The organism is Pseudoflavonifractor sp. AF19-9AC (assembly GCF_003478995.1).
GTDB lineage: Bacteria > Bacillota > Clostridia > Oscillospirales > Oscillospiraceae > Lawsonibacter.
The window spans coordinates 407,035-433,458 of record NZ_QUGI01000003.1; the positions used below are offsets into that span (position 1 = coordinate 407,035).

The following is a 26,424-nucleotide window of genomic DNA, read 5'->3' on the forward strand; positions in this document are numbered from 1 at the left end:
GGGTTTCCATTTTTTGTATTAAGTTTTAGCACTCGCATTATCTAAGTGCTAAAATTATGATAGCCTATTTCCTCCTATTTGACAAGGGGGGCAGGCAAATTTTTTTAAAGAAAAGGCAGGCCCGCAGGCCTGCCTTTTCCGCATATCCACCCTTACTGGATGGCGATCTTCCGGCTCTGGGGCTCGGGCTCACCCTGCTTGGGCAGAGTCAGCTTCAGCACGCCGTTTTCATAGCTGGCGCTGATGGCGTCTTCCTGAATGCCGGAGACATTGAAGGAACGGGTGAAGCTGCCCACACGGCGCTCCCGGCAGACATACTTGCCGTTCTCGTCCTTGTTCTCCGTGGTCTCATCGTGCTTGGCGGTGATGGTCAGCAGGCCATCCTGCAGGTGCAGGTCAATGTCCTCCTTCTGGAAACCAGGCAGGTCGGCCTCCAGCAGGAAGTGGTCGCCCTCGTCCTTGATATCGGTACGGAAGGCGGGCATCTGGCTGCGGTCCACGGGGAAGAAGCTGCGCTCAAAATCATCAAACAGGCTGTTCAAACTATTATTGGTGTAACGTCCAAAGGGAAGCAAACTATACATAACTCAAAACTCCTTTCGGGCCGGGTTTCTGCGACACCTCGCCGTTCCCTGGGCCCTTCTTAACTTTGGCTTTAGTATAGCTCCGGATTATGAACAATTCTCGCAAACTTTATGTCCAAATTGTAAATTCTAGCACTCTCGAATATAGAGTGCTAATTTCGCTTTTTCCATCTCCCCCTCTTCTTGCCGGAGGAATAAAAGAATGTTATACTTGATTTTGTCGATTCTATTCCGGGAGGGATTTGTTTGAAGGTACTTATTTTTGGTTCTCAGGCCCGTTACCAGGCCTATCAGCCGGATTTTGTGGCCCAGCTGCCCGTGGAGCCGGTGTTCTGCCCCATTGACCAGCCTCTGCACGAGGCCGCCGCCCGGCACCCCGACGCTCAGGCCCTGTTTGTGGACGCCATCACCCCGGTGGACCGGGCCATGATGGAGCTGCTGCCCCAGCTGAAGCTCATCCACTCCGAGGGCGTAGCCTTTAACCGCATTGATCTGGAGGCCGCCCGGGAACGTGGTATTTTTGTGTGCAACAACAAGGGCTGCAACGCCGCCTCCGTGGCCGAGCACACGGTCATGCTCATGCTCATGGCTCTGCGCCACGGCATTACCGGCCACAACGCCGTCAAAGCCGGACAACAAATTACCATGAAGGAGGACGTAATGGCCTCCGACTCTCCGGAGCTGGGTCTGTGCACCGTGGGTCTTGTGGGTTTTGGCGACATCGCCCAGGCCACCGCCCGCCGCCTCCAGCCCTTCGGCTGCCCCATCTATTACTACGCCCCTCACCGCCGCTCTGAAGAGGTGGAACAGGACTTCGGCGTCACCTACCTGCCCCTGGAGGAGCTGGCCGCCCGGTGTGACATTCTCTCCCTCCACTGCGCGGTGACCGATGAGACCCGTGAGATGGTCAATGCGGACCTCCTCTCCAAAATGAAGCCCACCGCCATTCTGGTAAATACCGCCCGGGGCGACCTGCTGGACAACCAGGCAGTTCGTCAGGCCCTCATGGAGGGACGTCTGGGCGGCATCGCCGTGGACACTCTGGCGCCCGAGCCCACCCCCGCCGACCACCCTCTGGTGGATCTGCCTCCTGAGGTGCAGGACCGGGCCATCTACTCCCCCCACCTGGGCGGCATCACCGGCGGCTCCTTCCGCCGGGCCCACGCCAACATGTGGAACAGCCTGCGCCTGGTGCTGGAGGGCAAGCGCCCCAACTTCATCGTCAACGGACTGTAAAGGAGTTTCTATGCCCGCCTTTCTCATAAAAGCCGCCCTCGTCTGGCTGGCTGCCCTCAATCTCATTGCCTTCATCCTCATGGGGCTGGACAAATGGAAGGCCCGGCGAGGCGCCTGGCGCATCCCGGAAAAGACGCTGTTTCTGGCCGCCCTGTTGGGGGGAGCTCTGGGCGGCACGGTGGGGATGCATCTCTTCCACCACAAAACCCGTCACTGGTATTTCCGCTTCGGCTTTCCCATTTTGCTGGTTCTCCAGCTGCTGCTGGCCGGATTTCTGGCCTTCCGACTTCAATAAAAAATCCCCTGCTGTCCACAGACAGCAGGGGATTTTTCATGTTCAGAACCGGTGCACCCATCCGGAGGAGAACCAGACGGGCATCAGCCAGGCCACAGAATAAATGAGCAGGTTCAACGGGGAAAGGGAACCGTAGGCCACAGCGGACACCAGATAGGCCGCCAGGGCCATGCCCAGAACCGCACTCATACAGCACAGCACTGCACCCACCCGGGCGGCCCGGCGGAGGCGGCGTGCCGCGGTAACGGCCTCGGCAAAGGGGAAGATACCCTCCCGGCACAAAAGGGCGGTGAGGGTGTCCCCGTGGGATTGCTCCGGGTCGGACAGCTCCCGGCGGCGCTCCACCGGCGGGAAGTCCATCTTGTCCGCCGCCAGCTTGAACCGCTGCTGAAGCATGGCGGGAATGAGGTTAAAGTCCCGGGTAGCCAGCACCAGCCCGATTTTCTCTCCCATCAGCTCCTCCACCGAGGGGAAAACCGTATCGGGCAGGGTATAATTCAGGGCGAAAATGCCCGCCAGCTCTCCGTTGATGGCGCAGAACACGGCACTTTTTACGTTCAGGCCCGGGGGCAGAGGAATTTCCATCAGGTTCATGAAGGCTGCCGAGCCCACCAGCACCTGGTCCCCCCGGATGTTGGCGGACAGACCACCGCCCTCGTAGCAGCACAGGCGCTCGGCGTTGCGCAGCAGTCCGCCCATGGCCCGCAGCTGCTCATGGAACAGCCGGGCCAGGCCGCTGCCCGCATCCCGCAGGAGGGTGGCCGTATAGGCCATCACCCGCTCCATGGGGAAATTTCCCATGACCTTATAGCCATTAAACTCCACATAGCCCGGGGGGAACAGGTCGGTATCGGTAATGAGCACCCGCCCGCCCCGGCGGGACCCGGCCACTCCCGGCCACCCGGCCAGAGCCGCACCGCTCTGGCTCAGGCGGCGGGCCAGCTTGTGGAAGGACCGGCCGTAGGCCAGACCGCTGCCAAAGGCGGCGGAGGCGCTGAACAGCGCCGACAGGCCCCAGGCCAGATTTTCTGTGTGTCCCGTACCCACCGTGGCCAGCATGGCCAGTACCAGGTCGCCCAGCAGCAGCAGCGGGCAGACCCGGTGGAAAATCCGCTGGGCTCCGTCGTCCATCTGAATCTGACTGCCGAAGCCCTCTGCCGTGCCCGACCACTTGGTATAGGCGTCCCGGCCGTTCCACTTTCCCTCATCCTGAGTCACCCGGTAGGGGCTGGAAGAGGCCGCCGCCACCCGGCAGGACAGCCGCTGGGCGCAGCGCTTATGATACCGACCGTGGAGCAGCAGGAAGAGATCTGCCAGCACCACCACCGTATAGGGGAGGCGCAATTCCTCTCTCGGCTCCAGAGCCAGAAGGATTCCATCCGCCAGGGTAAAGAGACAGGCCAGGGCAGCCAGGGTGTCCATTTCCACCTTGCCCCGGAAGGCCCGGCCAATGCCGGTCCCCAGCACATCCAGTGACAGGAGCGCGCCCGCGCCCAGCAGGCCCACGGCAATCCAGCCCTGTACCTGCACCCCGTCCAGCGGAGGCAACCAGACAAATCCGGCGGCGGGAATGACCAGCTGGACCAGGGCGGCCACAGCCAGGAGAAACACCAGGAGCGCGCGGGTGCGAAGACCCTTCAGGCCCTTTCCGTAGGTTCGGGCCAGCTCCTGAGGCGGCGTGTCCGGCGGAGGCGGCTCCACCTTGGGCGGGCGGCGGAATCGCCGCACATCCTCCTCCGGCTCCTCCTCCTGGTCAGTACCAGGAATCAGCCGCTCCAGGCGGCGCACCTCCTCCGGGTCGGTGCGCTCGTCCTCCTCAAACATCCGGTCGGCGTAATCGTCCGCCTTCCGGGTCACGCCCTTCAAAAAGGAGCCCAGGACGCTCTCCTCTTCCGGGAACTGGATGACTTCGTTTTCCTCTTCCTCGGAATCCTCCTCGTCAGAGGCCTCGTCCTCCTGCTCCTCGTCCGGTTCTTCCTCGGCGTCCTCCTCGGGCATCAAGCTGTGAGGCTGCTCCTCATCCTCCGGCTCGTCCTCCTCATCCGACTCCTGCCGGACCATTTTCCCAGGGAAGGAGACGACCTTTGCCTGGTTGGAGGTGTGGGGTCGGCGGGGAGGCGTGGGCCAGGGGAGGTCCACCTCCTCCTTCCCGGTCTGCACCGGTACAGCCCTTCTTCCCGCAGGGCGGCCCGTTCCAAACTCCGCCAGAATGTCGTCCAGAGAAAATCCATCCCCGTCGGCTTCCCCGATGAGCGATTTGACCTGCTGCAGGTCGTCGTTGTTCAGTTGTTTCTTATCGCGGTCGCCCATGGATCCGTTCCTCGGTCTGTGTTTTAAGTGAAAAAGTTCAGCCCTCGCCCATGCGCTGGCGCACGGCCTCGTAAAGCAGCACAGCTGCCGCAGCCGAGGCGTTCAGAGAGTTGATCTTGCCAAACATGGGGATGGAGACGGTAAAGTCACAGTTCTCCGTCACCAGACGGCCCATGCCCTCTCCCTCACTGCCGATGACAATGGCGGCGGGGCCCTTCAAATCGGCCTTATAGAGGGAGGTGGTCCCCTGGGCGGCGGTGCCGAAGACCCAGATTCCCTCTTCCTTCAGCTCCTTCAGCAGGGTGGGCAGGTTGGGCACCCGGGCCACGGGCACATGGGCCACTGCCCCCGCGGAGGTCTTGGCCACCACGGCGGTCAGTCCGGCGGAGCGGCGCTTGGGGATGATCACCCCGTGGGCACCGGCGGCGTCGGCGGTGCGGATCACCGCGCCCAGATTGTGGGGATCGCTGAGCTCGTCACACACCACGATGAGAGGGGGCTCCCCCTTCTCCCGGGCGATGTTCAGGATATCCTCTACACTGGCGTACTCCCGCACGGCCGCCTGGGCAATGACACCCTGGTGAGAGTGGGTACGGCTCATGTTGTCCAGCTTGCGCCGGTCAGCGTCCACCACCACAATGCCCTTCTCCCGGGCCGTGGACGCAATGTGCCCCAGAGCGGCGTCATGCTCGCCCTTCAGCAGAAAAATTTTATCAATGGCCACGCCGGCACGCAGCGCTTCAATCACCGCGTTGCGGCCCTCGATGATTCCGTCGTTCTCCGTCTCCACCGGCGCGGAGCGGCGCAGGGGCGGTCTGTTGTTCATGCCTGCATCCTCCCAGTTCAATTCCATTCGACAGGTACTGTTCAGTATATCATATTTACCCGCCCGGTGGAAGTGGCAAATTGCCCGACAGGGTTTTTTCTTCTTTCACAGAAAGTTTACACCCCTCTTCCTTGTTTTTAAAAAAGGAATGTGCTATCATAAACTCCAGTCCATCCTGTTTGATCAGGAAAATTATAGGGAAACACGGAGGTATTCTCCTTTGAAACCAGACAAGGGAAACAACAAGAAAAACACCTTCGGCCTCATTACCCTCATTTTGTGGGCGCTGGTGCTGACGCTGCTGTTCCGCAGCTGCTCGGCCTCCTACGCCAGCGCCAACGAGGTGCAGGTGGATTACTCCACCTTCAAGCAGTGGGTGGAAGAGGACAAGGTGGAACGGGTCCACATGCAATCGGGTAAATACACCATCACGCTCCGGGAGGGCGTCACGGTAGAGCTGCCCGAGGAGGACAAAACAACCAACAGCGCCTTCTCCTGGCTGCCCCAGGGCAATCAGGAGGTGGTCTACGTCACCATCCCCACTTCGGTGCCGGATGTGGCCATCTACGATTTGATGGACCAGCACAACACCGAGTACTACGACGACCCGGTGGACAGCTCCTCCTACATTCTGTCCCTGGTGCTCTCCTACCTGCTGCCTGTGGTGATCATGGTGGGCGCTATGCTCTTCCTCTACCGCGGCATCGGCGGAAAGAGCGGCATCGGCGGCATCGGCAATGTGGGCAAGTCCAACGCCAAGGTCTATGTGGAAAAGTCCACCGGCGTCACCTTCCGGGACGTGGCTGGACAGGACGAGGCCAAGGAATCCCTGCAGGAGGTCATTGACATCCTGCATAATCCCCAAAAGTACACGGAAATCGGCGCGAAGCTCCCCAAGGGCGCTCTGCTGGTGGGCCCTCCGGGCACCGGTAAGACCCTGCTGGCCAAGGCCGTGGCCGGAGAGGCGGGCGTGCCCTTCTTCTCCATCAGCGGCTCGGACTTCGTGGAGATGTTTGTGGGCGTGGGCGCCAGCCGTGTCCGCGACCTCTTCAAGGAGGCCAGCAAGATGGCCCCCTGTATCATCTTCATCGACGAGATCGACACCATCGGCAAGTCCCGCGACAACCGCATGGGCGGCAACGACGAGCGGGAGCAGACTTTGAACCAGCTGTTGGCTGAGCTGGACGGCTTTGACCCCGGCAAGGGCGTCATCGTTCTGGGCGCCACTAACCGCCCGGAGGTTCTGGACAAGGCTCTGCTCCGTCCCGGCCGCTTCGACCGGCGCATCACCATTGACCGTCCCAACCTGGCCGGCCGTCTGGCCACCCTCCAGGTTCATACCCGGAAGATCAAGCTGGCGGAGGACGTGGACCTGAAGAAGATCGCTCTGGCCACCGCCGGCACCGTGGGTGCCGACCTGGCCAACCTGGTGAACGAGGCCGCCCTGCGGGCCGTCCGCCACGGGCGCAAGCTGGTCACCCAGGAGGACCTTCTGGCCTCCTTCGAGTTCGTCATCGCCGGCAGTGAGAAGAAGAACTCTGTTCTCACGGAGTTTGAGAAGAAGCTGGTGGCCTATCATGAGGTTGGTCACGCCATGGTAGCCTACAAGCAGAAGAACGCCGAGCCGGTACAGAAGATTACCATCGTTCCCCACACCGAGGGCTCTCTGGGCTACACCCTGCTGATGCCCGAGGAGGACAAGACCAACCTGCGCACCAAGGAAGAGCTGATGGCCAAGATCGCCGTCTCCATGGGCGGCCGCGCCGCCGAGCAGGTGGTGCTGAACACCATGACCAACGGCGCCTCCCAGGACATCCAGGAGGCCACCAACGTGGCCCGGAACATGGTGGCCATGTTCGGTATGAGCGAGGAGTTCGGCATGATGGCTCTGGGCTCTGTCCGCAACCAGTATCTGGACGGCGGCTATGGTCTGGACTGTGCTCAGGACACCGCCGCTGTGATGGACAAGGCCGTGAAGGCCATTCTGGACGTATGCTATGAGGACGCGGTGAAGGTCATCCAGGAGAACCTGGAGGACATGCACAAGGTGGTTGCCTACCTGCTGGAGAAGGAAACCATTACCGGCGGCGAGATGGTGGCTATCATCGAGGGCCGGGACCCCGCTCTGGTAGAGGATGCCTACGCCTCCACCCGCAAGCAGGAGCAGCCCGCTTTCCGCCCCTCCCAGCCCGATCACATTGAGCCCCCCGCCCGGCACATCCACATGATCAGCGAGGAGATCAAGGCCCCTGCTCTGGAGGAGGACACTCCGTCCCAGGAGGAGGAGACCGCTGAGGCGAGCACGCAGGAGTCTGAGACTCCTGACCAGCCCTCCGATTTCACTCCTGCTCAGGATGCTTCCGCGGAGACCAATTCTGCTCCCGCTCAGGAGGAGCAGGAGGACAACAAATAAGCCAACTGCCATAAGTAAGCACAGAGACAGCCTGGAGCAACCGCTCCAGGCTGTCTTTTCCTATGGTCTATGGTGTGATCAGGAAGAGGCACATCCCCCTCTCGCCTGTGGTTGCTTCTGCCCTTCCCCTCTGTTCCTCCTCTTTCCCGGCAGGTGCGCTCCCTCCCCGACAGTCCCATCCACTCTCGTTCCCATAAAAGCACCCGGCCCGGATACCACATGGCATCCGGGCCGGGTCTTTCTTTTTGATCGCTTATCTATCCTGGGAATGACAGCTGCAGGTATGTCCGCCGCAGCTGCCGGAGCAGGAGGACGGCTCGCCCTGCTTATGGGAACAGCATCCGCCTGCCGGACAGCCAATGCACTTGGCCCCGCTGCGCTTGGCCTTGATGATGTACCAAGCGGCTGCCAGCACCATGGCTCCAATGGCCGCTGCAAGGATAATATCCGTCATAACCATAATCTCCTTTCAAAAAGCGGGTGTTACTTCGCCGCGCCGCTCAGGGCGTATTCCGCCGCCAGCGTCCGGTCCGTCCGCTTCACCAGGTACACCAGCACGGCGGCAAAGGCGCACACCGCCACAAGGCCGGGGACAAAGGCGGCACCCAGGCTGCCGGTGGTGACAAAGGTACCGATCTGGTAAACCAGGAAGCCCACGGTATAACCGGTGCCCAGCTGCAGGCCGATGCCGGCCCAGAGCCACTTGGCGCTCTTCATCTCGGAATTCATGGCGCCGATGGCGGCAAAGCAGGGCGGGGTGTAGAGGTTAAACATGAGGTAGGCCAGGGCGGCCACCTTGGTGATGGCGATGAAGCCCGCCACCTCAGCTCCGGCTCCTTCCATCATTTCCAGCGTATCGGTGTCAATGAAGTTCTCCAGGCCCACAAAGCACACGGCCAGGGTGCCCACCACGTTCTCCTTGGCGATAAAGCCGGTGATGGCGGCGGCGGCCAGCTGCCAACTGAGGACACCCACAATGGGCACCAGCAGGTAGGCGAAGGGTCCGGCGATGGAGGCCAGGATGGAGCTGTCGGCCGTCTCGGCCACCTGGAAGCTCCAGTTGAAGGTCTGCATCACCTGCACGGCGGTGTTGCACAGCAGGATAATAGTGGCGGCCTTCACGATGTAGGCCCAGCCCCGGCTGCACATAGCCTTGAAAGCAAAAAGCAGTGAGGGCACCTTATATTCGGGCAGCTCAATGATAAAGAAGGACTTGCGATTCTTATAGCCCGCAATCTTGTTGACCAGCAGGGCGCCCAGGAAGATGAGCACGATGCCGGTGAAGTACATGGTGAAGCTCACCCAGCCGGCATCGTCAAAGAAGGCTCCGGCAAAGAGGGCGATGACGGGAATCTTGGCGCCGCAGGGCATGAAGGGGGTGAGCATGGCAGTGGCCCGGCGCTCCCGCTCGTTGCGGATGGTGCGGCTGGCCATAACGCCGGGGATGGCGCAGCCGGTGCCGATGACAAAGGGAATGACCGACTTACCGGACAGGCCCACCTTCTTGAAGATGGGGTCCAGCACCACAGCCACACGGGCCATGTAGCCGCAGTCCTCCAGCAGGGCGATGAGGAAGTACATCACCATGACCAGAGGCAGGAAGCCCACTACGGCGCCCACGCCGCCGATGATGCCCTCTGCCAGCAGAGCAGTTAGCAGGGGGTTGGCATCGGAGAGCAGTTCAGATACATAGACTTTGAGGCTGTCGATCAGTGTTACCAGGCCCGGAATGGTGGTGCCATTGGCAAATTCATATCCCTCTGCGATCCAGGGACCCACCCACACCTGGGAAATTTGGAACACCAGGAACATCACCACCGCGAAGATGGGAATGCCCAGGAACTTGTTGGTCAGGACAGCGTCAATGGTATCGTCGGAGTTCTTCTCCCGGCTGAGCACCTTGCGCTTCTCCACCTGGGAGACCATCTCATTGACAAAGGCAAAGCGGCGGCGGTCGGCCTCCTCCACCTGCTTTTTGTCGGTGAGGTCAATAGTGCCTTCCGTATAGGGGGCCTGCTGCCCCTTCCCCTTCTGGGCGGCCGCCGCCCGGACCACCTCGGCCAGTCCCTTGCCGTCACCGGAGGTGGAGACGGTGGCGATCACCGGGCAGCCCAGCTTTCTGGACAGGGCGTCCACATCAATGGTGGTCCCCTTCTTCTCATTGAGGTCGCTCTTATTAAGGGCCACCACCACGGGAATGCCCAGCTCCAGCAGCTGGGTGGTGAAAAACAGGCTGCGGCTCAGGTTGGTGGCGTCCACAATGTTGATGATGGCGTCGGGGTTCTCGTGCTTGACATAGCTGCTGGTGATGCTCTCCTCCGAGGTGAAGGGGGACATGGAGTAGGCGCCGGGCAGATCCACGGCGATCAGCTCCTCGCTGCCCGACCAATAGGTCTTCTTGATGGGGCTCTGCTTCTTTTCCACCGTGACCCCCGCCCAGTTGCCCACCTTCTCGCTGCGTCCGGTGAGGGCGTTATACATGGTGGTTTTTCCGCTGTTGGGATTGCCCGTCAGCGCAATTCTCATAACTGATTCCTCCTCTTTTCTCCAGATTCAAAATAAAATCATATGTCAGCGATCCACACACCCGCAAGTTAGCAATCGCTAATCACGCTTCAAAAAAAGACAGCGGCGCTCCGCCCTCCGACCCGGTCAGATCTGGATGGCGGATGCCAGCTGGCGATCGATATTATACCGTCCGTCCTTGATGGAGACCACACAGCCGCCCTTCTTGTGGGCAATGACGGTGATGGGCTCCCCACTGTAACAGCCCAGAGAGAATAAGAACGCGTCCAGCTCCTCATCCTCCGTCTCGATCTGGCGAATGATGTACTCCGTTCCCTCCTGTGCCTGGGTCAGATTCAAGTTTAACACCTGCCTTTATTGGTTAGCTATCTCTAACTCGCTCACAATATAGCACACCAGCCCCCTCTTGTCAACCCTTTTTCCAGTCTTTGGGCCGTCTTTTTCCCTCTGCCCCCTTTGACTTGACAAACAGGGGCGGCCGCCCGTACAATAATCGGGAAGTCCCTGGTTTGGAGGTGCCGGAAATGAAACAGTGTATGGACGCGGACAATCTGCACCGCAGATTGAAAAAGATCATCGGTCAGGTCCAGGCCATTGACCGCATGGTGGACGAGGACGTCCCCTGTGAGGATATTCTCGCCCAGATCAATGCGGCCAAATCCGCCCTGAACAAGGCGGGCCAGGTGGTGCTGGAGGGACACATTCAGCACTGCATCCGGGACGCCCTGGAACAGGGGGACGCGGAGCAGACTATCAAGCGCTTTACCAAGGCCGTGGAGCGGTTTGCCAACATGCAATAGATCTGATTCGGATTCTGAATGGGCGGGACGGTTTTTGCCGTCCCGCCTTTGTTTTTCCTTGACAACCCATACCCCTATGGGTATAATGACCTCAGATTTTCCATTGTGAAAGAAGGGTCCTGATGAAACGTTGGGTACAGCCTCTGGAAAGGCTTCTGGAGTGGGGCGGCATGAAGCGGGATATCCTGTTTCTGGTCCTGTCGGGACTGGCTTTGGCCGCCAGCATTTCAGGCCTGCTCCCCCTCCCCTTCGATCCGGCCTGGGTAGCCATCGTTCTGTGCGGAGCCCCTATCCTCCTGGAGGCCTTCATCGGTCTGGTCACCGCCTTTGACATCAAGGCGGATGTACTGGTGTCCCTGGCTCTCATTGCCTCGGTGTACATCGGGGAGGACTTTGCCGCCGGAGAGGTGGCCTTCATCATGCAGCTGGGCGCGCTGCTGGAGGATCTCACCGTGGCCCGGGCTCGGGCGGGTATTGAAAAGCTGGTCCGCCTCACCCCCCAGACCGCCCGAATCCTGACCCCCAAGGGCGAGACGGTGGTCCCCGCCCAGCAGGTGCAGATTGGTGACTGCCTCCGGGTGCTGCCCGGAGAGACGGTGCCGGTGGACGGCGTCATTCGCTCCGGCGAAACCTCCATCAACCAGGCGGTGATGACGGGAGAGTCCATGCCGGTGGACAAGGGGCCCGGCGACCTGGTGTCCAGCGGCACCGTCAATCAGTTCGGCGCCTTTGAGATGGAGGCCGTGAAGGTGGGCGAGGACAGCTCCATCCAGCGCATGATCCGTCTGGTGCAGTCCGCCGACGCGGGCAAGGCCAAAATTGTTGGGCTGGCCGACCGCTGGGCCACCTGGATTGTGGTCATTGCCCTGACTGCGGCGGTGCTGACCTGGCTGGTCACCGGGGAGAGCATCCGGGCGGTGACCATTCTGGTGGTGTTCTGCCCCTGCGCTCTGGTGCTGGCCACCCCCACCGCCATTATGGCCGCCATCGGCAACGCCACCAAGCACGGCTTTCTGGTGCGGGAGGGAGACGCGCTGGAGCGGCTGGCCTCAGTCTCCAAGGTCACCTTTGACAAGACCGGCACGCTGACCCGGGGTACGCCCCAGGTAATCGCTGTGCTCCCCTTCTCCGGCTGGCCGGAGGAGGAGCTTTACACTCTGGCTGCCGCCGCGGAGCAGCTCTCTGAGCATCCCCTTGGCAAGGCCATTCTCCGCTGCCGCCGACAGAGCAGTCCAGCCCCCCTTCCCCCAGCAGAGCAGTTCCAGATGATCCCCGGCCAGGGAGTGTCCGCCCGGGTGGACGGCCGAGCGGTCCTGGCGGGCAACGAGAAGCTGCTGGCTCAGAATGGCGTTGCTCTGGAGGAAGAACACCGGGCGGCGGTACAGGACTTCCTGGACCAGGGCCACACCGTCACCTGGCTGGCGGTGGACGGCAGTCCGGCCGGCTGTGCGGTGCTGGCCGACACCCTGCGTCCGGACAGCGCGGTCATGGTGGACCGCCTGCTCACTCTGGGGGTACAGCCCGTGCTGCTCACTGGCGACCACGAGAATGTGGCCCGCTCCATCGCCGGACAGCTTCACATCCAGGAGGTCCACGCCAACTGCCTGCCGGAGGATAAGCTCCGGCACATTGGTACTTTGCAGTCCGACGGGCATCGGGTGTGCATGATCGGGGACGGCATCAACGACGCCCCCGCCCTGAAAAAGGCGGACGTGGGCATCGCCATGGGCGGCGTGGGCAGCGACGTGGCGGTGGAGGCCGCCGACATTGCCCTGGTGGACGACGAGATTCAGGAGCTCCCCCACCTGCTGGCCCTGTCCCGCCGGATGATGGCCACCATCAAGCTCAACCTTACCTTCTCCATGACTCTGAACTTCCTGGCCATTCTTCTGGCCATCACCAAGGTACTCAACCCGGTCACCGGCGCTCTGGTCCACAACGCCGGCTCGGTACTGGTCATTCTCAACTCCGCATTTCTTCTCACCTGGCACGCCCGGAAATAAATACGGCCTGATAAAACGCGCCCGGCAGCTCGTTGTGAGCTGCCGGGCGTTTTGTCTCTTCCTACGGACTTCCCTTTACTCGGTGAAGCAGACGTAGACATTGCAATAATTCCGGCGCACCGTGCCATCCGGCCATGTGACCGTACAGGTAATGGTGGCCACACCATAGTCCTTCGTGTAAAAGCGGACCCAGTGAGTCCCGTCCTCATCCACCTGAGGCTCCAGGGTCAGAATGGGGTTGTCCACGCTCCACTCCACCGTGTAGCCCTCCCCATATTTGTCCGCACTGTCTTTTTGCAGAGAGGTGCTTCCACTGCTGTCTACATAGGCCGCTCTCCCCACTGTGGTAAGCAGAATGACCCCCTTGGAGTCCATGATATGTATGGTGCTCTTAGCCGTATATCCGTTCCAGGAAGCTGACAGCACCGCAGTTCCGTAACCTTTGAGTGTCGCCTTTCCTTCGCTGTCGATCGACACCAGGTCCGGTGTCTCCGTGGTCCAGGTCACCTCATTTTGGGGCACACCTGTCCCATCTGCCAGATTGCTGACGCTCAGCAGGTAGCTCCCGGGCCAGGTACTGGTCTCTCTGGGCCAGATGGCAATGCCCTGCTGGGGCGTTCTGGGATCCTCCGGCTCCGGTTCCGGTTCAGGCTCGGGTTCTGGCTCTGGCTGGGACTCCGGTTCGGGTTCCGGCTCGGGCTCGGGCGGCTCATGCAGCAGTACACCTCCCGCCACCGCTCCCGTCAGAACCAGGCCCGCCAGGGCGGCAGCTCCCTTATGGGCTACCAGTGCAGAGAGCTTCCCAAGTCCTGCGGCGGCCTTGGCTGCTCCCGCGGCGGATGTGCCCGCTGCACCACCCGCAGCCGTGCTTCCGGCGGCCCCTGTGGCAGCCGCTGCGCCCTCGGCAGCCGCTGACCCGGTCATGGCAGCCGCTCCTTCTGCGGCGGCTCCTCCGGCAGCGCCGCTGGCCGCGGCCCCCACCGCAGCGGACCCGGCACCGGTGAGCACCGCCTGGGCCAGGCCCTGAACCGCACTCTGACTGATCCCGCCGGTTTCCGCGTCCTTCTGAAGAAAATACAGCAGGAAGGGCAGGGGCGAGAAGGAGTAGAGCTTGATGCCCTGGGCCGCATAGCGCTCTACGCCTTCCTTGATGGCCTTGCGGGCGTAGTTCAGCCGGCTCTTGATGGTGCCCTCCGAGGTCTCCAGCACCGCGGCAATGTCCCGCACGCTCATCTCGTCGTAATAGTACATCAGTACGCACAGCCGCTGGGCCTCAGGCAGATTGTCCACCAGCTCCACCACCATGCGCCTGGTCTCGTCGTTATCCAGTGCTTTCTCCGGGACCAGCTGCTCGTCCTGGGTTTCGAACTGGTCCAGCAGGCTGTTCCCCTCCTCGTCCTCCGGGATGGCCACCTCCCGCCCTCTCCGCCGCAGCACGTTGCGGCAGTAATTGGCTGTGATCCCGCTGAGCCAGCCCCAGAAGGCCGCCGGCTCCCGCAGGCTCCCCAAATTGGTAAGCATGGAGATCAGAATCTCCTGGGTCGCGTCCAGGGCGTCCTCCTGCTTCAGCATTTTCTTGCAGTGGTAATAAACCCGTTTCTGGGCCAACAGGACCAACTGCTCCTGGCTTGTCCGGTCTCCCGCCAGACAACCCGGCAAAAGCTTGGTCACTTCTCCTTTTTCCACCATGCAGCTCTCCTCTTCGTCGTTGCTGTACCTTTCCTTCCAATCCTGCCCCAAACGCGCCCGTGCAGGGCACGGGGCCTGTCAAGACATTCGTCCTTATCATAGCCCCATGCCCTGCCTGCGTCAATGGCCGGTATGATTCACATTATGGCATTTGGTCCACTCGATCCAACAGGCCGCTGAGTACCACACAGGCCTGGGCGCGGGTCATTCTGCTGGCGCCGTCAAACCGTCCGCCGTCCCCGCCGCTGAGCAGATTCCAGGCATAACAGGTTGCCACGGCCTGCTGATATTCCTCCGGAATCTCGTTCCAGTCCCGGATGGCCGCCCGGGCGGCCTCCAGCTTCGTCTCCTCCGGCAGCTCGAAGCCCTTCTCCCGGACCAGATTGTACATCATCTGCGCCATGTCATAGCGGGTGAGAGGGACCTCCGCCTGTCCGCCATAGCTTCCATCCGCTGTGGCAGCGTCCAGGAGGGTGGTGTTGTCAAGCACACCTGCCTGGTTGGCTGTCTCCACAAAGCTCTCCCACCAGAAGGAGGTTTCGGGAACATAGCTCTCCAGAGCGTTGGAATAGAAGCCCCGGGTCAACATGGTACAGAACTGGGCAGCGGTGACACTGGCATCCGGCTGGAAAGTGCCGTCGGGACAGCCAGCCACCAGCCCGCGCCGGCTGGCCTTCATAATGTAGGAATAGCCCCAGTAGCTGCTGCGCACATCGGGGTAGGAGACGGTCCCCGGCTGTTCCGGGTTTACGGGCTGCTCCGGATTCTCCGGTTGTTCCGGGTTCTCAGGCTGTTCGGGCTGTTCCGTGCCGCTGCTGTTTCCCCAGCTTTTCAGCGCACCGGAATTCACATCCATGGCGTAGAAGGTGGGCAGAGACTGGTTGGTCACATACCACACCACCTGACTGCCCGCCAGAATGGGCTGGCAGTCGGACAGGCTGGCCTGGGCGGTGCGTACCTGCCCCGACAGATTTCCCTTTCCGTCCACAAAGGCATAGCCGATGGTTCCGCTGCTGCGGTAATTGCCGTAGCTGTCCTTTTTCTGAATGTCCCACAGCACCAAAAACCGGTTGTCAGAAAGTTTTACCATCTGGGGCACGCCTGCACTCTCGCTGCCGCCCTCGGTGTAATTGGTCAGCGTGCGAAGCTCCGTAAGCCCGGTCTGGGTGGAGTAGGAGTGATCAATGTTCTGCCCAGTCACCGCCAGGGCCACATTGTGTACCTTATAGAGGTCCACATCAGTCTTCTGGGAAACTGTGGAAAGGGCCAGAAGATAGCTGCTCCCAGAGGCCTCCAAGCCGCCCAGCCAGGCTCCGGTATAGTTGTAGGAGGTACTGCTGGGGGCAAATTTCATGGTCTCAACGGAGCTGACTTTGAAGTTTACAAATTTGTCCTCCCCCGCCGGCAGGTCATACCGGAGCAGGATGGCGCCTCTGGGGATGGCATCGCCGTGGTTGACGGTCACCAGCCGTCCCTGCTGATCCACCAGCACAAACTGGTTGAAGGAATGGCTCACATACCCTTCATAGACGGCGCTCACCCGGTACTGGCTGTCGGTAATGCTCATGTCCGACTGGCGGACGCTGAAGATGAGGTTTGCCTGATGATGCAGGCCATCCCGGGAGGAGGCATACATGGTGTGACAGGTATGGACGTAGAGCATCCCATTGTATTCCGCACAGCGGAGGGAGCCGGCCTCGAAGGCTTCGTAGGTGTTGGCGCCCTTCAGGCTGGCCTGGCCCAGGCGCTCCCAGTCCTTGGAGTACTTTACCACCCGGATGACCTCTTTGCTGTCCGATTCTGTGGGGTTATCCTGGCCGAAGGCCAGGAAGTTATAGCTCTCGCCGGCAAAAAATCCGCCGAACAGGGGCAGTTCCATGGAAACGGTGGAGGAGGTGAGCAGCTGGAAGTTCTTGTCATAGGCCTCCACCACCACCGAACCGTCCACAGCTTCCACCCGGGTGAAGCCACCGTCACTCCGCTGGTAGAGGTAGGATTTCATGGGGTTGGCGAAGTAATAGGTGTAGGCGTTGTCGCCCAGGTTGTCCGAGGCCGTGGCCTTGGCGCTGGGGTCCTTCTGAATGGGGGACTCCTGGGTGCCTGCCAGCTTGGGAATGGCCTCTGTGTAGCTGTCCCCGCAGCGGCTGCAGGTGTAGGTGCGCAGGCCTTCCCGCTGGGCGGTGGCCGGCCGGGTAATGGTGTCGGTATATTGATGCCCCAGCTTGGGGAAGGTGCTCAGCACTTCCTTCTCCCCGCACAGGGTGCAGGTGCGGAAGCTCTGCCCCTCCTGGGTGCAGGTGGCTGACAGTGCCCCGCTCTTCCAGCGATGGCTGGTTTTGGGCAGGGTTTTGATCACCTCTTTGGTCCCGCAGACCTTACAGGTGCGGTTGCTCTCCCCCTCCCGGATACAGGTGGCAGGGACAGTATCATAGTACCAGCTGTGGCTGCTCTTGGGCAGAGTCTGGACGACCTCCCGTTCCCCGCAGGCAGTACAGATGCGCACCTTCTCTCCGGTCTGCGTGCAGGTGGCCGGTACCGTTTCGTAGCGCCACTGGTGCTGGGTACATTCCGTCTGCTCCCCATCACCGGAGCCGGTCTCCTGGGGCGGCAATTTGTCCAGCTTTTTCGTATAGCGGTCCCCGCAGAGGGAGCAGGTGTAAATTTCTTTGCCCTCCTGCTGGGTGGTGGCGGGGATGGTCTCGGTCACTTTATACTGATGTCCCTTGGCCGGGTCGGTGCGCAGCACCTCCTGATTGCCGCAGAGGGAACAGGTGCGGGTGTACTGCCCCTGCTGGGTGCAGGTGGCCGTGGTGGTCTCATAGCGCCACACATGCGCGCAGACCTGTGTGCCGCTTCCCTCTCCCCCATCCACATTTCCGTTCCCTGTGCCGCCCTGGTCGGGAACCTGACCCGGCTGCTGTCCATTGGGATCCTCCTCCCCACAGCGGGTGCAGATGCCGTCCACATAGTTGTGGCCCAGGGCCGGCTGATTGAGGGAATTCCAGTAGGGAGTCCCTGCCATCAGGCAGCGCATTCCGCAGTCCTGACAGGTCCAGAAACACCCGCCGGACTGGGTGCAGGTGGGCTTTTTAATCTCCTCTGTCATACTGCGGCTGCCGCAGCCGGGACATGGAATGTCCCCTGCCTCCGTGGCCCCCACGGGCAGGCAGAGCATGCCCACGCTCAATACCGCGGCCAGGGCCAGAGATACTCCTTTTTTGAACCGGTTTCGTTTCATAATTCTTCCTCCTTGTTCCGGTTTTCTTTGTCCTCTGCTAATCAGTAACATGAGGCTGCAGTCCGGTTTTAAATGGTGGAAGAATTTTTTAAAAATTTTTCAGCGGTCTGTCGCTGCTTCTGCACGGGTCTTAGGCATTCAACCCGTTTCGGTCGCCTGTGCCCGGATCTGCTTCGCTCCCTGTCTCTGTGCTGCAAACGCATATGCCAAAACGATAAAGCCATTTATGGGCTGAGTAAACCCTCGAAAACAAAACAATCGCCGTGGACCTTGCATTGTCCGCGGCGCTTGTTTGCTTAACATAGTATGGATATCAGCAGGAGCTAGAGCCCCGCATGGCGGGGTACTGCCTTTGTACCGTACAAGCGTCCCCACCTCTGGGAAAACCGTTTCGCACAGGGTTAAAAAAAGCAAAACAAAAGGTCATCCTTTCGGATGACCTTTTGTTTTGGTGCGGCTGACGGGAGTCGAACCCGTACGCCCGTCCGGACACAAGCACCTCAAGCTTGCCAGTCTACCAATTCCAGCACAGCCGCAAACAGCGGTTTTTTCAAACCGCTAGACTATTATACTGTCCACAGGCAGTTTTGTCAACGGGATTTTTCCATCTTTCCCACATTTCTTCATGGGCAGGCTCAGTGCTGAGCCTGCTCTCCGGCTGCGATGGCCTCCCGCTCCTTCTTCAGCTCCTCATAGAGCTGCACCGTGTCCCACTCCCGATTGGACTCAGTAAGCACGGCCTTCAGAGGAATGGGGGGTAGCTTGGCCACCCGAATGACCTCCAGAACCTGGTTCAACAGTGCCTGTCCCAGGCCGCAGAAGACCAGCATAGCCTCAGGGATGGCCTCGGCGGGCTCGCCGTTCTCACCCTTGCCCTCTGCCAGCTCCCCCAGGGGCACATGGTACCGCTCCGGCTCCACCGGGCGCATGCGCAGACGCAGCATGGCAAAAATCTGCCGCAGCTTGGAGAACTCCGGACCGGAGCAATTATACATCAAAATGGTTCCTGATCTCATCTTCCTCTTCCTTTCCGTCGGGGCGGAGGTGCTCCGCCCCGACGTTGTTTGTTACACCTGTTCCAGGGCCTGCTCGATATCAGCAATCAGATCGGCAGCGTTCTCGATTCCGCAGGAGAAGCGCACCAGATCGGGGGTAATGCCGGCGGCCACCAGCTCCTGGTCGTTCATCTGCCGATGGGTGGCAGAGGCGGGGTGCAGGCAGCAGGTACGGGCGTCGGCCACGTGGGTCTCGATGGCAGCCAGCTTCAGATGCTTCATGAAGGTCTCCGCCGCGGTCCGGCCGCCCTTGAAGCCGAAGGAAACCACGCCGCAGGTACCGTTGGGCATATACTTCTGGGCCAGCTCATAGTATTTGTCGCCCTCCAGGCCGGGATAGGTGACAAAGGAGATCTTGGGGTGGTTCTTCAGATACTTGGCCACCGCCAGACCGTTCTCACAGTGCTTGGGCATACGCACGTGGAGGCTCTCTAGGCCCAGGTTCAGCAGGAAGGCGTTCTGGGGGGACTGGATGGAACCGAAGTCCCGCATGAGCTGAGCGGTACACTTGGTGATAAACGCGCCGCCCTGGCCGAACTTCTCGGCATAGGTGATGCCGTGATAGCTCTCGTCGGGAGTGGTAAGGCCGGGGAACTTGTCGGCGTGGGCCATCCAGTCAAACTTGCCGCTGTCCACAATGCAGCCGCCCACACCGGCGCCGTGGCCATCCATATACTTGGTGGTGGAGTGGGTGACAATGTCGCAGCCCCACTCGAAGGGACGGCAGTTCACGGGGGTGGCAAAGGTGTTGTCAATGATCAGGGGCACGCCGTGGTCGTGGGCCGCCTTAGCAAAGCGCTCGATATCCAGCACGGTGAGGGCGGGGTTGGCAATGGTCTCGCCGAACACGGCCTTGGTGTTGGGCTTGAAGGCCGCCTCCAGTTCCTCATCGGAGCAGTCGGGTTCCACGAAGGTGAAGTCGATGCCCATCTTCCGCATGGTGACATGGAAGAGGTTGTAGGTGCCGCCGTAGATGGTGGAGGAAGCTACCACATGGTCACCGCAGTTGGCGATGTTGAAGATGGCATAAAAATTAGCCGCCTGGCCGGAGGAGGTGAGCATGGCGGCAGTACCGCCCTCCATGTCACAGATCTTGGCCGCCACCATGTCGTTGGTGGGGTTCTGCAGGCGGGTATAGAAATATCCGCTGGCTTCCAGATCAAACAGCTTGCCCATATCCTCGCTGGTGGCGTACTTGAAGGTGGTGGACTGGATGATGGGGATCTGCCGGGGCTCCCCGTTGCCGGGGGTGTAGCCGCCCTGGACGCACTTGGTATCAATGGAATAGTTGCTCATGGATAAACCTTCTTTCTGTGTAGGTTGTAGTTAAGGGTACAAAATCAGAGGCCGTTTGTCAAGTCCCCGTTGCCTGGGGCAGGACCAGCTCCGCCTCCTCCGGGCGCAGAAGCTGGTGGCTGCGGTAATTGACGGAATAGCCGGCGGACTGAATCTCCACTCCCTCCACCCCCGGCAGCTGGCTGAGGGTGAGGACGATGCAGTAGTCGGCCAGGGTCAGGGAAATATCCGCCAAACCGCTGTACTGCTCGGACAAGGTAATGCAGAGGACCCCGTCCTCCTTCCATTCCCACGCAATCAGGGACACATTTCGGGGGAAGGGGGAAATCAGCGTGTCCCGGGTCGGACCCTGCAGCAGAGCCTCCATCAGGCTCTCCACACTGGGCTCCGCCTCCCCTTCATAGGGCTGGGTATCCAGCGCGGAGCCATAGACCTCCTGGCGGCTGTCCACGGGGAAATAGAGGAGATAGTCCCCCTCCTCCCACTTGCCGCCCGACTCCCGGGCACAGCCCGCCCCGGCGGCCAGCAGAGCCAGCGCCAGCAGCAGCATCAGCCATCGCCTCATGTTGCTTCCTCCTCTGTCTCGGGGACGTACAGCGGGAACCCAACGGTGAACACGCTGCCCTCCGGATTTCTGGGCCGGGCCGTGACCCAGCCTCCGTGGCGGCGCACCGTGTCCCGGACAATGGACAGTCCCAGCCCGGTTCCCCCCGCAGCGCGGGAGCGGGCCTTATCCACCCGGTAGAAGCGGTTGAAGACCTTGGGCAGATCCTCCTCGGGAATGCCGATTCCCGTGTCCTCCACCTCCAGCAGCACCTGATCCCGCTCCGGATAGACCGAGAGGTACACATGTCCCCCGACAAAGTTATACTTTACCGCGTTCTCCAGCAGATTAAAACAAATCTGATAGAGTTCATCCTCGGTGCACAAAATCACGCAGCCCGGCTTCAAGCTGGATTCAATGGTCACGCCCGCCGCATCCGCCACCGGTCCCAGGCGACCAGCCGCCCGCTGTGCCACCTTGGACACATCCACCGGCACCGTCTTTTTGGCCGGCAGACTGTCCAGCCGGGTCAGGGCCAGCAGATGTTCTGTGATACGGGTCAGGCGCTCTGCCTCGTCCCCGATGTCGCTGACAAAATCCCGGACGGTCTCCTGGTCCATGTGGTCATTCTGCAAAATGGAATCGGTGAGCAGCCGGATGGAGGCCAGGGGGGTCTTCAGCTCGTGGCTGGCGTCGGAGACAAAGCGCCTTCGCACCTCCTCCGTGGTCTGGAGGCGGTCGGTGAGCTGGTTAAATTCCTCTGCCAGCTGGGCCATCTCATCCCGGCCCACGGGCTGCAGCCGGTGGCCGTACTCTCCCTCTCCCACAATGCGGATGGCCCGCAGCAGGGCTGCAATGCGGGCGGTGAGCATCTTGGAAAAGAAGGCGCTGAGCACCAGGGTGGTGGCGGCAATCACTAGAGAAATGTACCGCAGATTCTGCTGCAGACCCACCAGCAGAGCGCCCTGGGCCTCGTCCTGCTCCAGAATGTAGATGGCTCCAATGGTCATCCCCCGGTACACAATGGGCCAGGCTACCGTGGACACAAAGGTATTGTTCACAAACTGGGAACAAAACACATCCTTGCCCCGCAGCGCCAGCACAATCTCCTGGTAGAGGGCGTAGCGGTACACCGGCTCCTGCTGCTCCGGCTCTTCCTGCTCCTCCTGGTCCTGCGTTCCGCTGTCCGTGAGACTGTCATAGAGGATGAAGCCGGCAGGATCGGTCACCAGAATCCGGGTCAGGCCGGAGTTGTCCAGCATGTTCATTACCCGCACCACCTGGTCTGAGGTGAGGGTCTCCAGCTCCATGAGGGCCGAAGCCATCACCGCCGCCTGGCTTTTCAGCGAGTCCCGCTTGGAACGGAACAGCAGGTCCTGGGAGGCAATGACCGGGTAGGTGTTCAGCAGCACCAGCACTACCGCGAAAATGACCAGGTAGCTCAGGGCATACTTCACCTGCAGCGAGGAAAAAAAGGGGATTTTATGCTTTTTCCGCTGTCCCTCTTCCAAGGTTCCAGCGCCTCCTTTCCCGGCCTGCAAGCTCAGTTCTGGCCCCCGCTGCGGTTGGCCAGGTAGTAGCCCACGCCCCATTTGGTTCGGATATACTCAGGGTTGGCAGGGTCCATCTCCAGCTTCTCCCGCAGGCGGCGCACATGGACGTCCACCGTGCGGTAGTCCCCAATGTACTCATAGCCCCACACCACATTGAGCAGGTTCTCCCGGCTGAACACCCGCCCGGGATTGCGCATCAGAAGCTCCATCAGGTCAAATTCCTTGGCCGTCAGGTCCACACTCCTGCCCGACTTCCAGGCCGAGCGCTCTCCGGTGTCCAGCTTGATGTGGCCCGCCGTCAGCACATTCTCCGACTGCTTCTGCTCCGTCGCTCCGGAGCGGCGCAGCAGGGCTCGAATACGGGCCTTGACCTCCAGGATGTTGAAGGGCTTTGTAATGTAATCATCCGCTCCGTACTCAAAGCCGATGATCTTGTCCGTGTCCTCGCTGCGGGCAGTGAGCATGATAATGGGCACGTTGGAAAACTCCCGAATCCGCATACAGGCCTGCAGCCCGTCGATTTTGGGCATCATCAGGTCCAGGATAATGAGATCGAAGCTACCCTCCCGGGCCAGCTCCACCGCCTGCTCCCCGTCGTAGCCCACTTCCACCTGGTAGCCCTCGTGCTCCAGATTAAATTTGATGCCTTTGACCAGCACCTGCTCGTCATCCACTACTAAAATTTTTGCCATGTACTGCTCCTTATTCTTCCGGCACCTGTGTGCCCACGGTCACATAGTCCCGAAGGCCTGAGAGGATGCCCTCCCCAATTCCGTCTACGTTATCCAGCTCGTCCACCGACCGGAAGGGGCCGTGCTCCTCCCGGTAGTCCGCAATGGCCTGGGCACGCTTCTCCCCAATACCGGGCAGGCGCTGCAAATCCTCCAGGCCGGCGGTATTGATGTCAATGACCTCGCCCTCCAGAAGGCTGTCCGGGCGCTCCTCCGAAGACTCCGGCGGCAGAGCTGAGGAATCCTCCTTCTCCTGCTCCGGAGAAATCGTCTGAGCCGTGGTCACCTGATAGGGCTGGGCCTCACTCTGCCGGGCCAGAAACCATCCGCCGGTGAACAGCACAAAGGCCGCCGTCAGCCCCAGCGCCACCTGCTCATACCGTGATATTCCAGCCATGGTTCTCCCCCTTCTGCTCTTGCGCAGCCGGTTTGCCTTTGTTATAATAAAAAGTAATCCTTCCGGCAGGTTATCTGCACATACGCAATTAGTATATCATACATGTGGAGAATTTCCTATGAAAAAAAATCGTTTTTTTGCCTGGCTGCTTCTTGTCCCCCTTGTCCTGTCCCTGTTTGTTCCCATTCCCGCCGCCGCTTTGGATGAACCGGAGCTCTACTGCACCAATGCAGTTTTGCTGGATGCCAACTACGGCGAGGTTCTGTACGACAAAGGGGCCTACGAAAAGGCCTATCCCGCCAGCACCACCAAAGTAATGACCGCCCTGCTGGTGCTGGACGCCATTGAGAGCGGCCAGCTCACGGCGGACACCATGGTCACCGCCGGTGAGACCCGGATGCAGGGCATTCCCTCCGGAGCCAGCTACGTGGTTGCCAACCTCAAGCTGGGCGAGGAGATGTCGGTAAAAGAGCTCCTCTACTGCTTGCTGGTCCCCTCCGCCGCGGACGCCGCCAATGTGTTGGCCGTGGCCGTGGACGGCACCATTGAGGCCTTTGTGGAGCACATGAACCGCAAGGCCGGTGAGCTGGGCTGTCAGGGCACCCACTTCACCAATACCTCCGGCGTCCACAGCGAGGAGCACTACTCCACCGCCTATGACCTGGCTCTCATTATGAATGCCGCCCTCCAGTATGACCTGTTCCGCACCATCATCGGCACCGCCGTTCACACCGTTCCCGCCACCAACATGTCCGAGGAGCGGATGTACTACAACACCAACGGTCTGATCTCCAACTGGACCTACAGCGGCTACGTCTATGATAAGTGCATCGGCGGCAAGACGGGCAACACCGACGAGGCCGGCCGCTGTCTGGTGGCCGCCGCAGAGGACGGGGACACCCTGCTCATCTCTGTGGTGCTGGGCTCCGGTCCCGTGCAGGTGGAGGGCTACGCCGATTTGCGGCAGGGCCAGCTGATTTCCAGCTCCAACCTGCTGAAATGGGGCTTCAGCAACTTCCAGCGGGTGACCATCACCCGCGGCGATGAGCCGGTGGCTGAAGTTGCCGTCACCCTGTCCCGCCAGGCCGACTCGGTGCTGGTCAAGCCCCAGGGCTCCATCACCCGCACCTTGCCCAAGGACCTGGACACCGAGCTCATTGAAAGCGAAATCACCCTCTTCTCCGATACCGTGGAGGCCCCTGTGAAGGCTGGGGATGTACTGGGCATCATGAAGCTCTCCTATGAGGGCGAGACCTACGGTGAGCTGGATCTGGTGGCGGTCACCTCGGTGGAACGCTCCGAGCTTCTGTACAAAAAGCAGCAGTTTATTGAGTTCTTCCAGTCCTCCACCGTCAAGCTGGTCCTGGTGGTTATCTTCCTGCTGGCCGCCTTTATTCTGCTGAAACTTCTGGTCTTCCGCAAGCGCCGCCGCTACCGTGCCGGTACAGGCGCCCACCGGCGGGGCAACTACCGCGGCACCCGAAGATAATGACATACATATCCCAAATCAAATAACAGGAGGGGCGGAGAACTGATGATTCTCCGCCCCTCATTTTTACAAAAGTTTCATTATGCTATGAAAAAGTCCTGAAATCAATTGATTTCAGGACTTTTGGTGGAGATAAGCGGGATCGAACCGCTGACCTCTTGAATGCCATTCAAGCGCTCTCCCAGCTGAGCTATACCCCCAAGTATTCTGTTCTCCTTGCGGCAGCACCGCAAGACCGTAGATTATTATAGCATGTATTCTCTCTTTGTCAAGAAAAAATTTCTTTTTTGTAAAATTTTCTGCTGCGGCCGGACAAACCGCCCGGCCGCAGCAGAAGCTTATTCCTTTACTTCCCGCTGAAGATCGGCCACAAGGGCCTCCACATGCTCCCGCTTGGTGGCCCAGCTGGTGCAGAAACGCACCGCACAGTGGTTCTCATCCACCCGCTGGTAATGAGAAAAGCTGTACTTCTCCTTCAGCTTCTCAATGGCCTTATCCGGAAGGACGGGGAAAATCAGATTGGTACGGCTGTGCACCAGAAGCGGGCAGCCCGCCTTCTCCAGGCCCTCCCGCAGCAGATCCGCCAGCTCATCGGCGTGGCGGGCCAGGCGCAGGTACAGTCCGTCTTCAAACAGGGTCAAAAACTGAATTCCCAGCAGCCGTCCCTTGGCCAGCATGCCGCCCCGCTGCTTGATGAGGTAGCGGAAATCCTCCTTCAGACGGGGCTGGAGAATGACCACAGCCTCGCCGAACAGCGCGCCCTGCTTGGTGCCTCCGATGTAAAATACGTCGCACAGGCGGGCCAGGTCGGGCAGCGTCAGGGTATTGTCCTCTGCCGCCAGGCCATAGCCCAGGCGGGCACCGTCCAGATACAGCGGCAGGCCATGGCTGCGGCACACCGCAGAAAGGGCCTCCAGTTCTTCCAAGGTATAGAGGGTTCCCAGCTCCGTGGGATTGGAGATGTACACCATACCCGGCTTGACGGTATGCTCCTTGGTCTCGTCGGCCTGATGGGCCGCCCAATACGCCTCTACCTGCGCGGCGGTAAGCTTTCCGTCCTCATTGGGTACCGTCAGCACCTTGTGCCCTGTGGCTTCAATGGAGCCCGTCTCATGGCTGCTGATGTGGGCGGTATCGGTAGCAATTACGCCCTCGTGGGGCCGCAGGGTCGCCGCAATAACCGTCAGATTGGCCTGGGTTCCTCCCACCAGGAAGTGAACGTCCGCCTGAGGTGCCTCACACAGCGTCTGAATGTGCGCCCGGGCCTCCTGGCAGAAATGGTCCTCTCCGTAGCCCTCGGTCTGTTCCAGGTTGGTCTGGGCCAGCTTCTCCAGAATTGCGGGATGGGCCCCTTCGGCATAGTCGCAGTAAAATCGGATCATGGCTCGTTTCCTCCATTCCCTCTTATCTCCGATATAAAAAATCGTCGCAAGTCGTTC

21 protein-coding genes and 2 tRNA genes are annotated in these 26,424 nt (G+C 60.6%); 6 read left to right on the forward strand and 17 right to left on the reverse strand.

What is annotated here, in order from left to right:
* Positions 1 to 152: 152 nt before the first annotated feature.
* The gene (locus tag DWX58_RS07550) at positions 153 to 584 is read right to left on the reverse strand and encodes an Hsp20/alpha crystallin family protein (protein ID WP_118642511.1); all 432 of its coding nucleotides are present in this window, start codon (positions 582 to 584) and stop codon (positions 153 to 155) included.
* A 246-nt stretch (positions 585 to 830) separates the two neighbouring features.
* Here DWX58_RS07550 and DWX58_RS07555 point away from each other — a divergent pair, with 246 nt between their 5' ends.
* Positions 831 to 1,820, forward strand: coding sequence for an NAD(P)-dependent oxidoreductase (locus tag DWX58_RS07555; protein WP_158579232.1), 990 nt, complete (start codon positions 831 to 833; stop codon positions 1,818 to 1,820).
* A 10-nt stretch (positions 1,821 to 1,830) separates the two neighbouring features.
* A complete protein-coding gene (locus DWX58_RS07560) occupies positions 1,831 to 2,115 on the forward strand; it encodes a DUF1294 domain-containing protein (RefSeq protein WP_199648724.1) in 285 nt (94 codons plus the stop codon).
* A 42-nt stretch (positions 2,116 to 2,157) separates the two neighbouring features.
* On the opposite strand, the gene DWX58_RS07565 is transcribed toward DWX58_RS07560, so the two are convergent.
* Both DWX58_RS07565 and rlmB read right to left on the reverse strand, forming a co-directional pair.
* Positions 2,158 to 4,425, reverse strand: a complete 2,268-nt coding sequence (locus DWX58_RS07565; protein ID WP_243093309.1) for a hypothetical protein — start codon at positions 4,423 to 4,425, stop codon at positions 2,158 to 2,160.
* A 37-nt stretch (positions 4,426 to 4,462) separates the two neighbouring features.
* Complete coding sequence (rlmB, locus tag DWX58_RS07570) at positions 4,463 to 5,251, reverse strand: 23S rRNA (guanosine(2251)-2'-O)-methyltransferase RlmB (protein ID WP_118642515.1); 789 nt, start codon at positions 5,249 to 5,251, stop codon at positions 4,463 to 4,465.
* A gap of 220 nt (positions 5,252 to 5,471) precedes the next feature.
* Between rlmB and ftsH the strand changes: the two genes are divergently transcribed.
* Positions 5,472 to 7,664, forward strand: a complete 2,193-nt coding sequence (ftsH, locus tag DWX58_RS07575; protein WP_243093311.1) for an ATP-dependent zinc metalloprotease FtsH — start codon at positions 5,472 to 5,474, stop codon at positions 7,662 to 7,664.
* 253 nt (positions 7,665 to 7,917) lie between these two features.
* Here ftsH and DWX58_RS15375 read toward each other — a convergent pair whose 3' ends face one another.
* The 3 genes from DWX58_RS15375 to DWX58_RS07590 form a co-directional block, all read right to left on the reverse strand.
* Complete coding sequence (locus DWX58_RS15375) at positions 7,918 to 8,118, reverse strand: FeoB-associated Cys-rich membrane protein (RefSeq protein ID WP_199648726.1); 201 nt, start codon at positions 8,116 to 8,118, stop codon at positions 7,918 to 7,920.
* 29 nt (positions 8,119 to 8,147) lie between these two features.
* Positions 8,148 to 10,190, reverse strand: a complete 2,043-nt coding sequence (locus tag DWX58_RS07585; protein ID WP_118642519.1) for a ferrous iron transporter B — start codon at positions 10,188 to 10,190, stop codon at positions 8,148 to 8,150.
* Between the two features lie 126 nt (positions 10,191 to 10,316).
* A complete protein-coding gene (locus DWX58_RS07590; protein WP_118642521.1) occupies positions 10,317 to 10,529 on the reverse strand; it encodes a FeoA family protein in 213 nt (70 codons plus the stop codon).
* 185 nt (positions 10,530 to 10,714) lie between these two features.
* Here DWX58_RS07590 and DWX58_RS07595 point away from each other — a divergent pair, with 185 nt between their 5' ends.
* Together DWX58_RS07595 and DWX58_RS07600 are read left to right on the forward strand one after the other, a co-directional pair.
* Positions 10,715 to 10,990, forward strand: coding sequence for a metal-sensing transcriptional repressor (locus DWX58_RS07595; protein ID WP_118642523.1), 276 nt, complete (start codon positions 10,715 to 10,717; stop codon positions 10,988 to 10,990).
* A gap of 122 nt (positions 10,991 to 11,112) precedes the next feature.
* A complete protein-coding gene (locus DWX58_RS07600; protein ID WP_118642525.1) occupies positions 11,113 to 12,993 on the forward strand; it encodes a cation-translocating P-type ATPase in 1,881 nt (626 codons plus the stop codon).
* A gap of 75 nt (positions 12,994 to 13,068) precedes the next feature.
* Here DWX58_RS07600 and DWX58_RS07605 read toward each other — a convergent pair whose 3' ends face one another.
* The 9 genes from DWX58_RS07605 to DWX58_RS07645 form a co-directional block, all read right to left on the reverse strand.
* Positions 13,069 to 14,682: a sigma-70 family RNA polymerase sigma factor gene (locus tag DWX58_RS07605; protein ID WP_118642527.1), complete on the reverse strand. Its 1,614-nt coding sequence runs from the start codon at positions 14,680 to 14,682 to the stop codon at positions 13,069 to 13,071.
* Between the two features lie 142 nt (positions 14,683 to 14,824).
* Entirely contained in the window at positions 14,825 to 17,920 is a 3,096-nt protein-coding gene (locus DWX58_RS07610; protein ID WP_158579233.1) for an S-layer homology domain-containing protein, read from the reverse strand.
* Positions 17,921 to 18,369: 449 nt separating this feature from the next.
* Positions 18,370 to 18,456 (reverse strand) — tRNA-Leu (locus tag DWX58_RS07615).
* Positions 18,457 to 18,555: 99 nt separating this feature from the next.
* Positions 18,556 to 18,936 (reverse strand): DUF3783 domain-containing protein, encoded by a 381-nt coding sequence (locus DWX58_RS07620; RefSeq protein WP_118642531.1) that lies wholly within the window; start codon positions 18,934 to 18,936, stop codon positions 18,556 to 18,558.
* 51 nt (positions 18,937 to 18,987) lie between these two features.
* Complete coding sequence (locus tag DWX58_RS07625; protein ID WP_118642533.1) at positions 18,988 to 20,271, reverse strand: O-acetylhomoserine aminocarboxypropyltransferase/cysteine synthase family protein; 1,284 nt, start codon at positions 20,269 to 20,271, stop codon at positions 18,988 to 18,990.
* Positions 20,272 to 20,329: 58 nt separating this feature from the next.
* The gene (locus DWX58_RS07630; protein WP_118642535.1) at positions 20,330 to 20,836 is read right to left on the reverse strand and encodes a GerMN domain-containing protein; all 507 of its coding nucleotides are present in this window, start codon (positions 20,834 to 20,836) and stop codon (positions 20,330 to 20,332) included.
* Positions 20,833 to 22,326, reverse strand: a complete 1,494-nt coding sequence (locus DWX58_RS07635; RefSeq protein ID WP_243093314.1) for a HAMP domain-containing sensor histidine kinase — start codon at positions 22,324 to 22,326, stop codon at positions 20,833 to 20,835. The genes DWX58_RS07630 and DWX58_RS07635 overlap by 4 nt, the downstream gene beginning before the upstream one ends.
* 32 nt (positions 22,327 to 22,358) lie before the next feature.
* Positions 22,359 to 23,060, reverse strand: coding sequence for a response regulator transcription factor (locus DWX58_RS07640; protein WP_118642538.1), 702 nt, complete (start codon positions 23,058 to 23,060; stop codon positions 22,359 to 22,361).
* A 10-nt stretch (positions 23,061 to 23,070) separates the two neighbouring features.
* Entirely contained in the window at positions 23,071 to 23,496 is a 426-nt protein-coding gene (locus DWX58_RS07645) for a ComEA family DNA-binding protein (protein WP_118642540.1), read from the reverse strand.
* Between the two features lie 118 nt (positions 23,497 to 23,614).
* Between DWX58_RS07645 and DWX58_RS07650 the strand changes: the two genes are divergently transcribed.
* Positions 23,615 to 24,985, forward strand: coding sequence for a D-alanyl-D-alanine carboxypeptidase family protein (locus tag DWX58_RS07650; RefSeq protein ID WP_158579234.1), 1,371 nt, complete (start codon positions 23,615 to 23,617; stop codon positions 24,983 to 24,985).
* A gap of 124 nt (positions 24,986 to 25,109) precedes the next feature.
* On the opposite strand, the gene DWX58_RS07655 is transcribed toward DWX58_RS07650, so the two are convergent.
* Both DWX58_RS07655 and DWX58_RS07660 read right to left on the reverse strand, forming a co-directional pair.
* Positions 25,110 to 25,185 (reverse strand) — tRNA-Ala (locus DWX58_RS07655).
* 138 nt (positions 25,186 to 25,323) lie between these two features.
* On the reverse strand, positions 25,324 to 26,367 hold the full coding sequence (locus DWX58_RS07660) for a low specificity L-threonine aldolase (RefSeq protein ID WP_118642544.1): 1,044 nt from the start codon (positions 26,365 to 26,367) through the stop codon (positions 25,324 to 25,326).
* Positions 26,368 to 26,424: the final 57 nt, after the last annotated feature.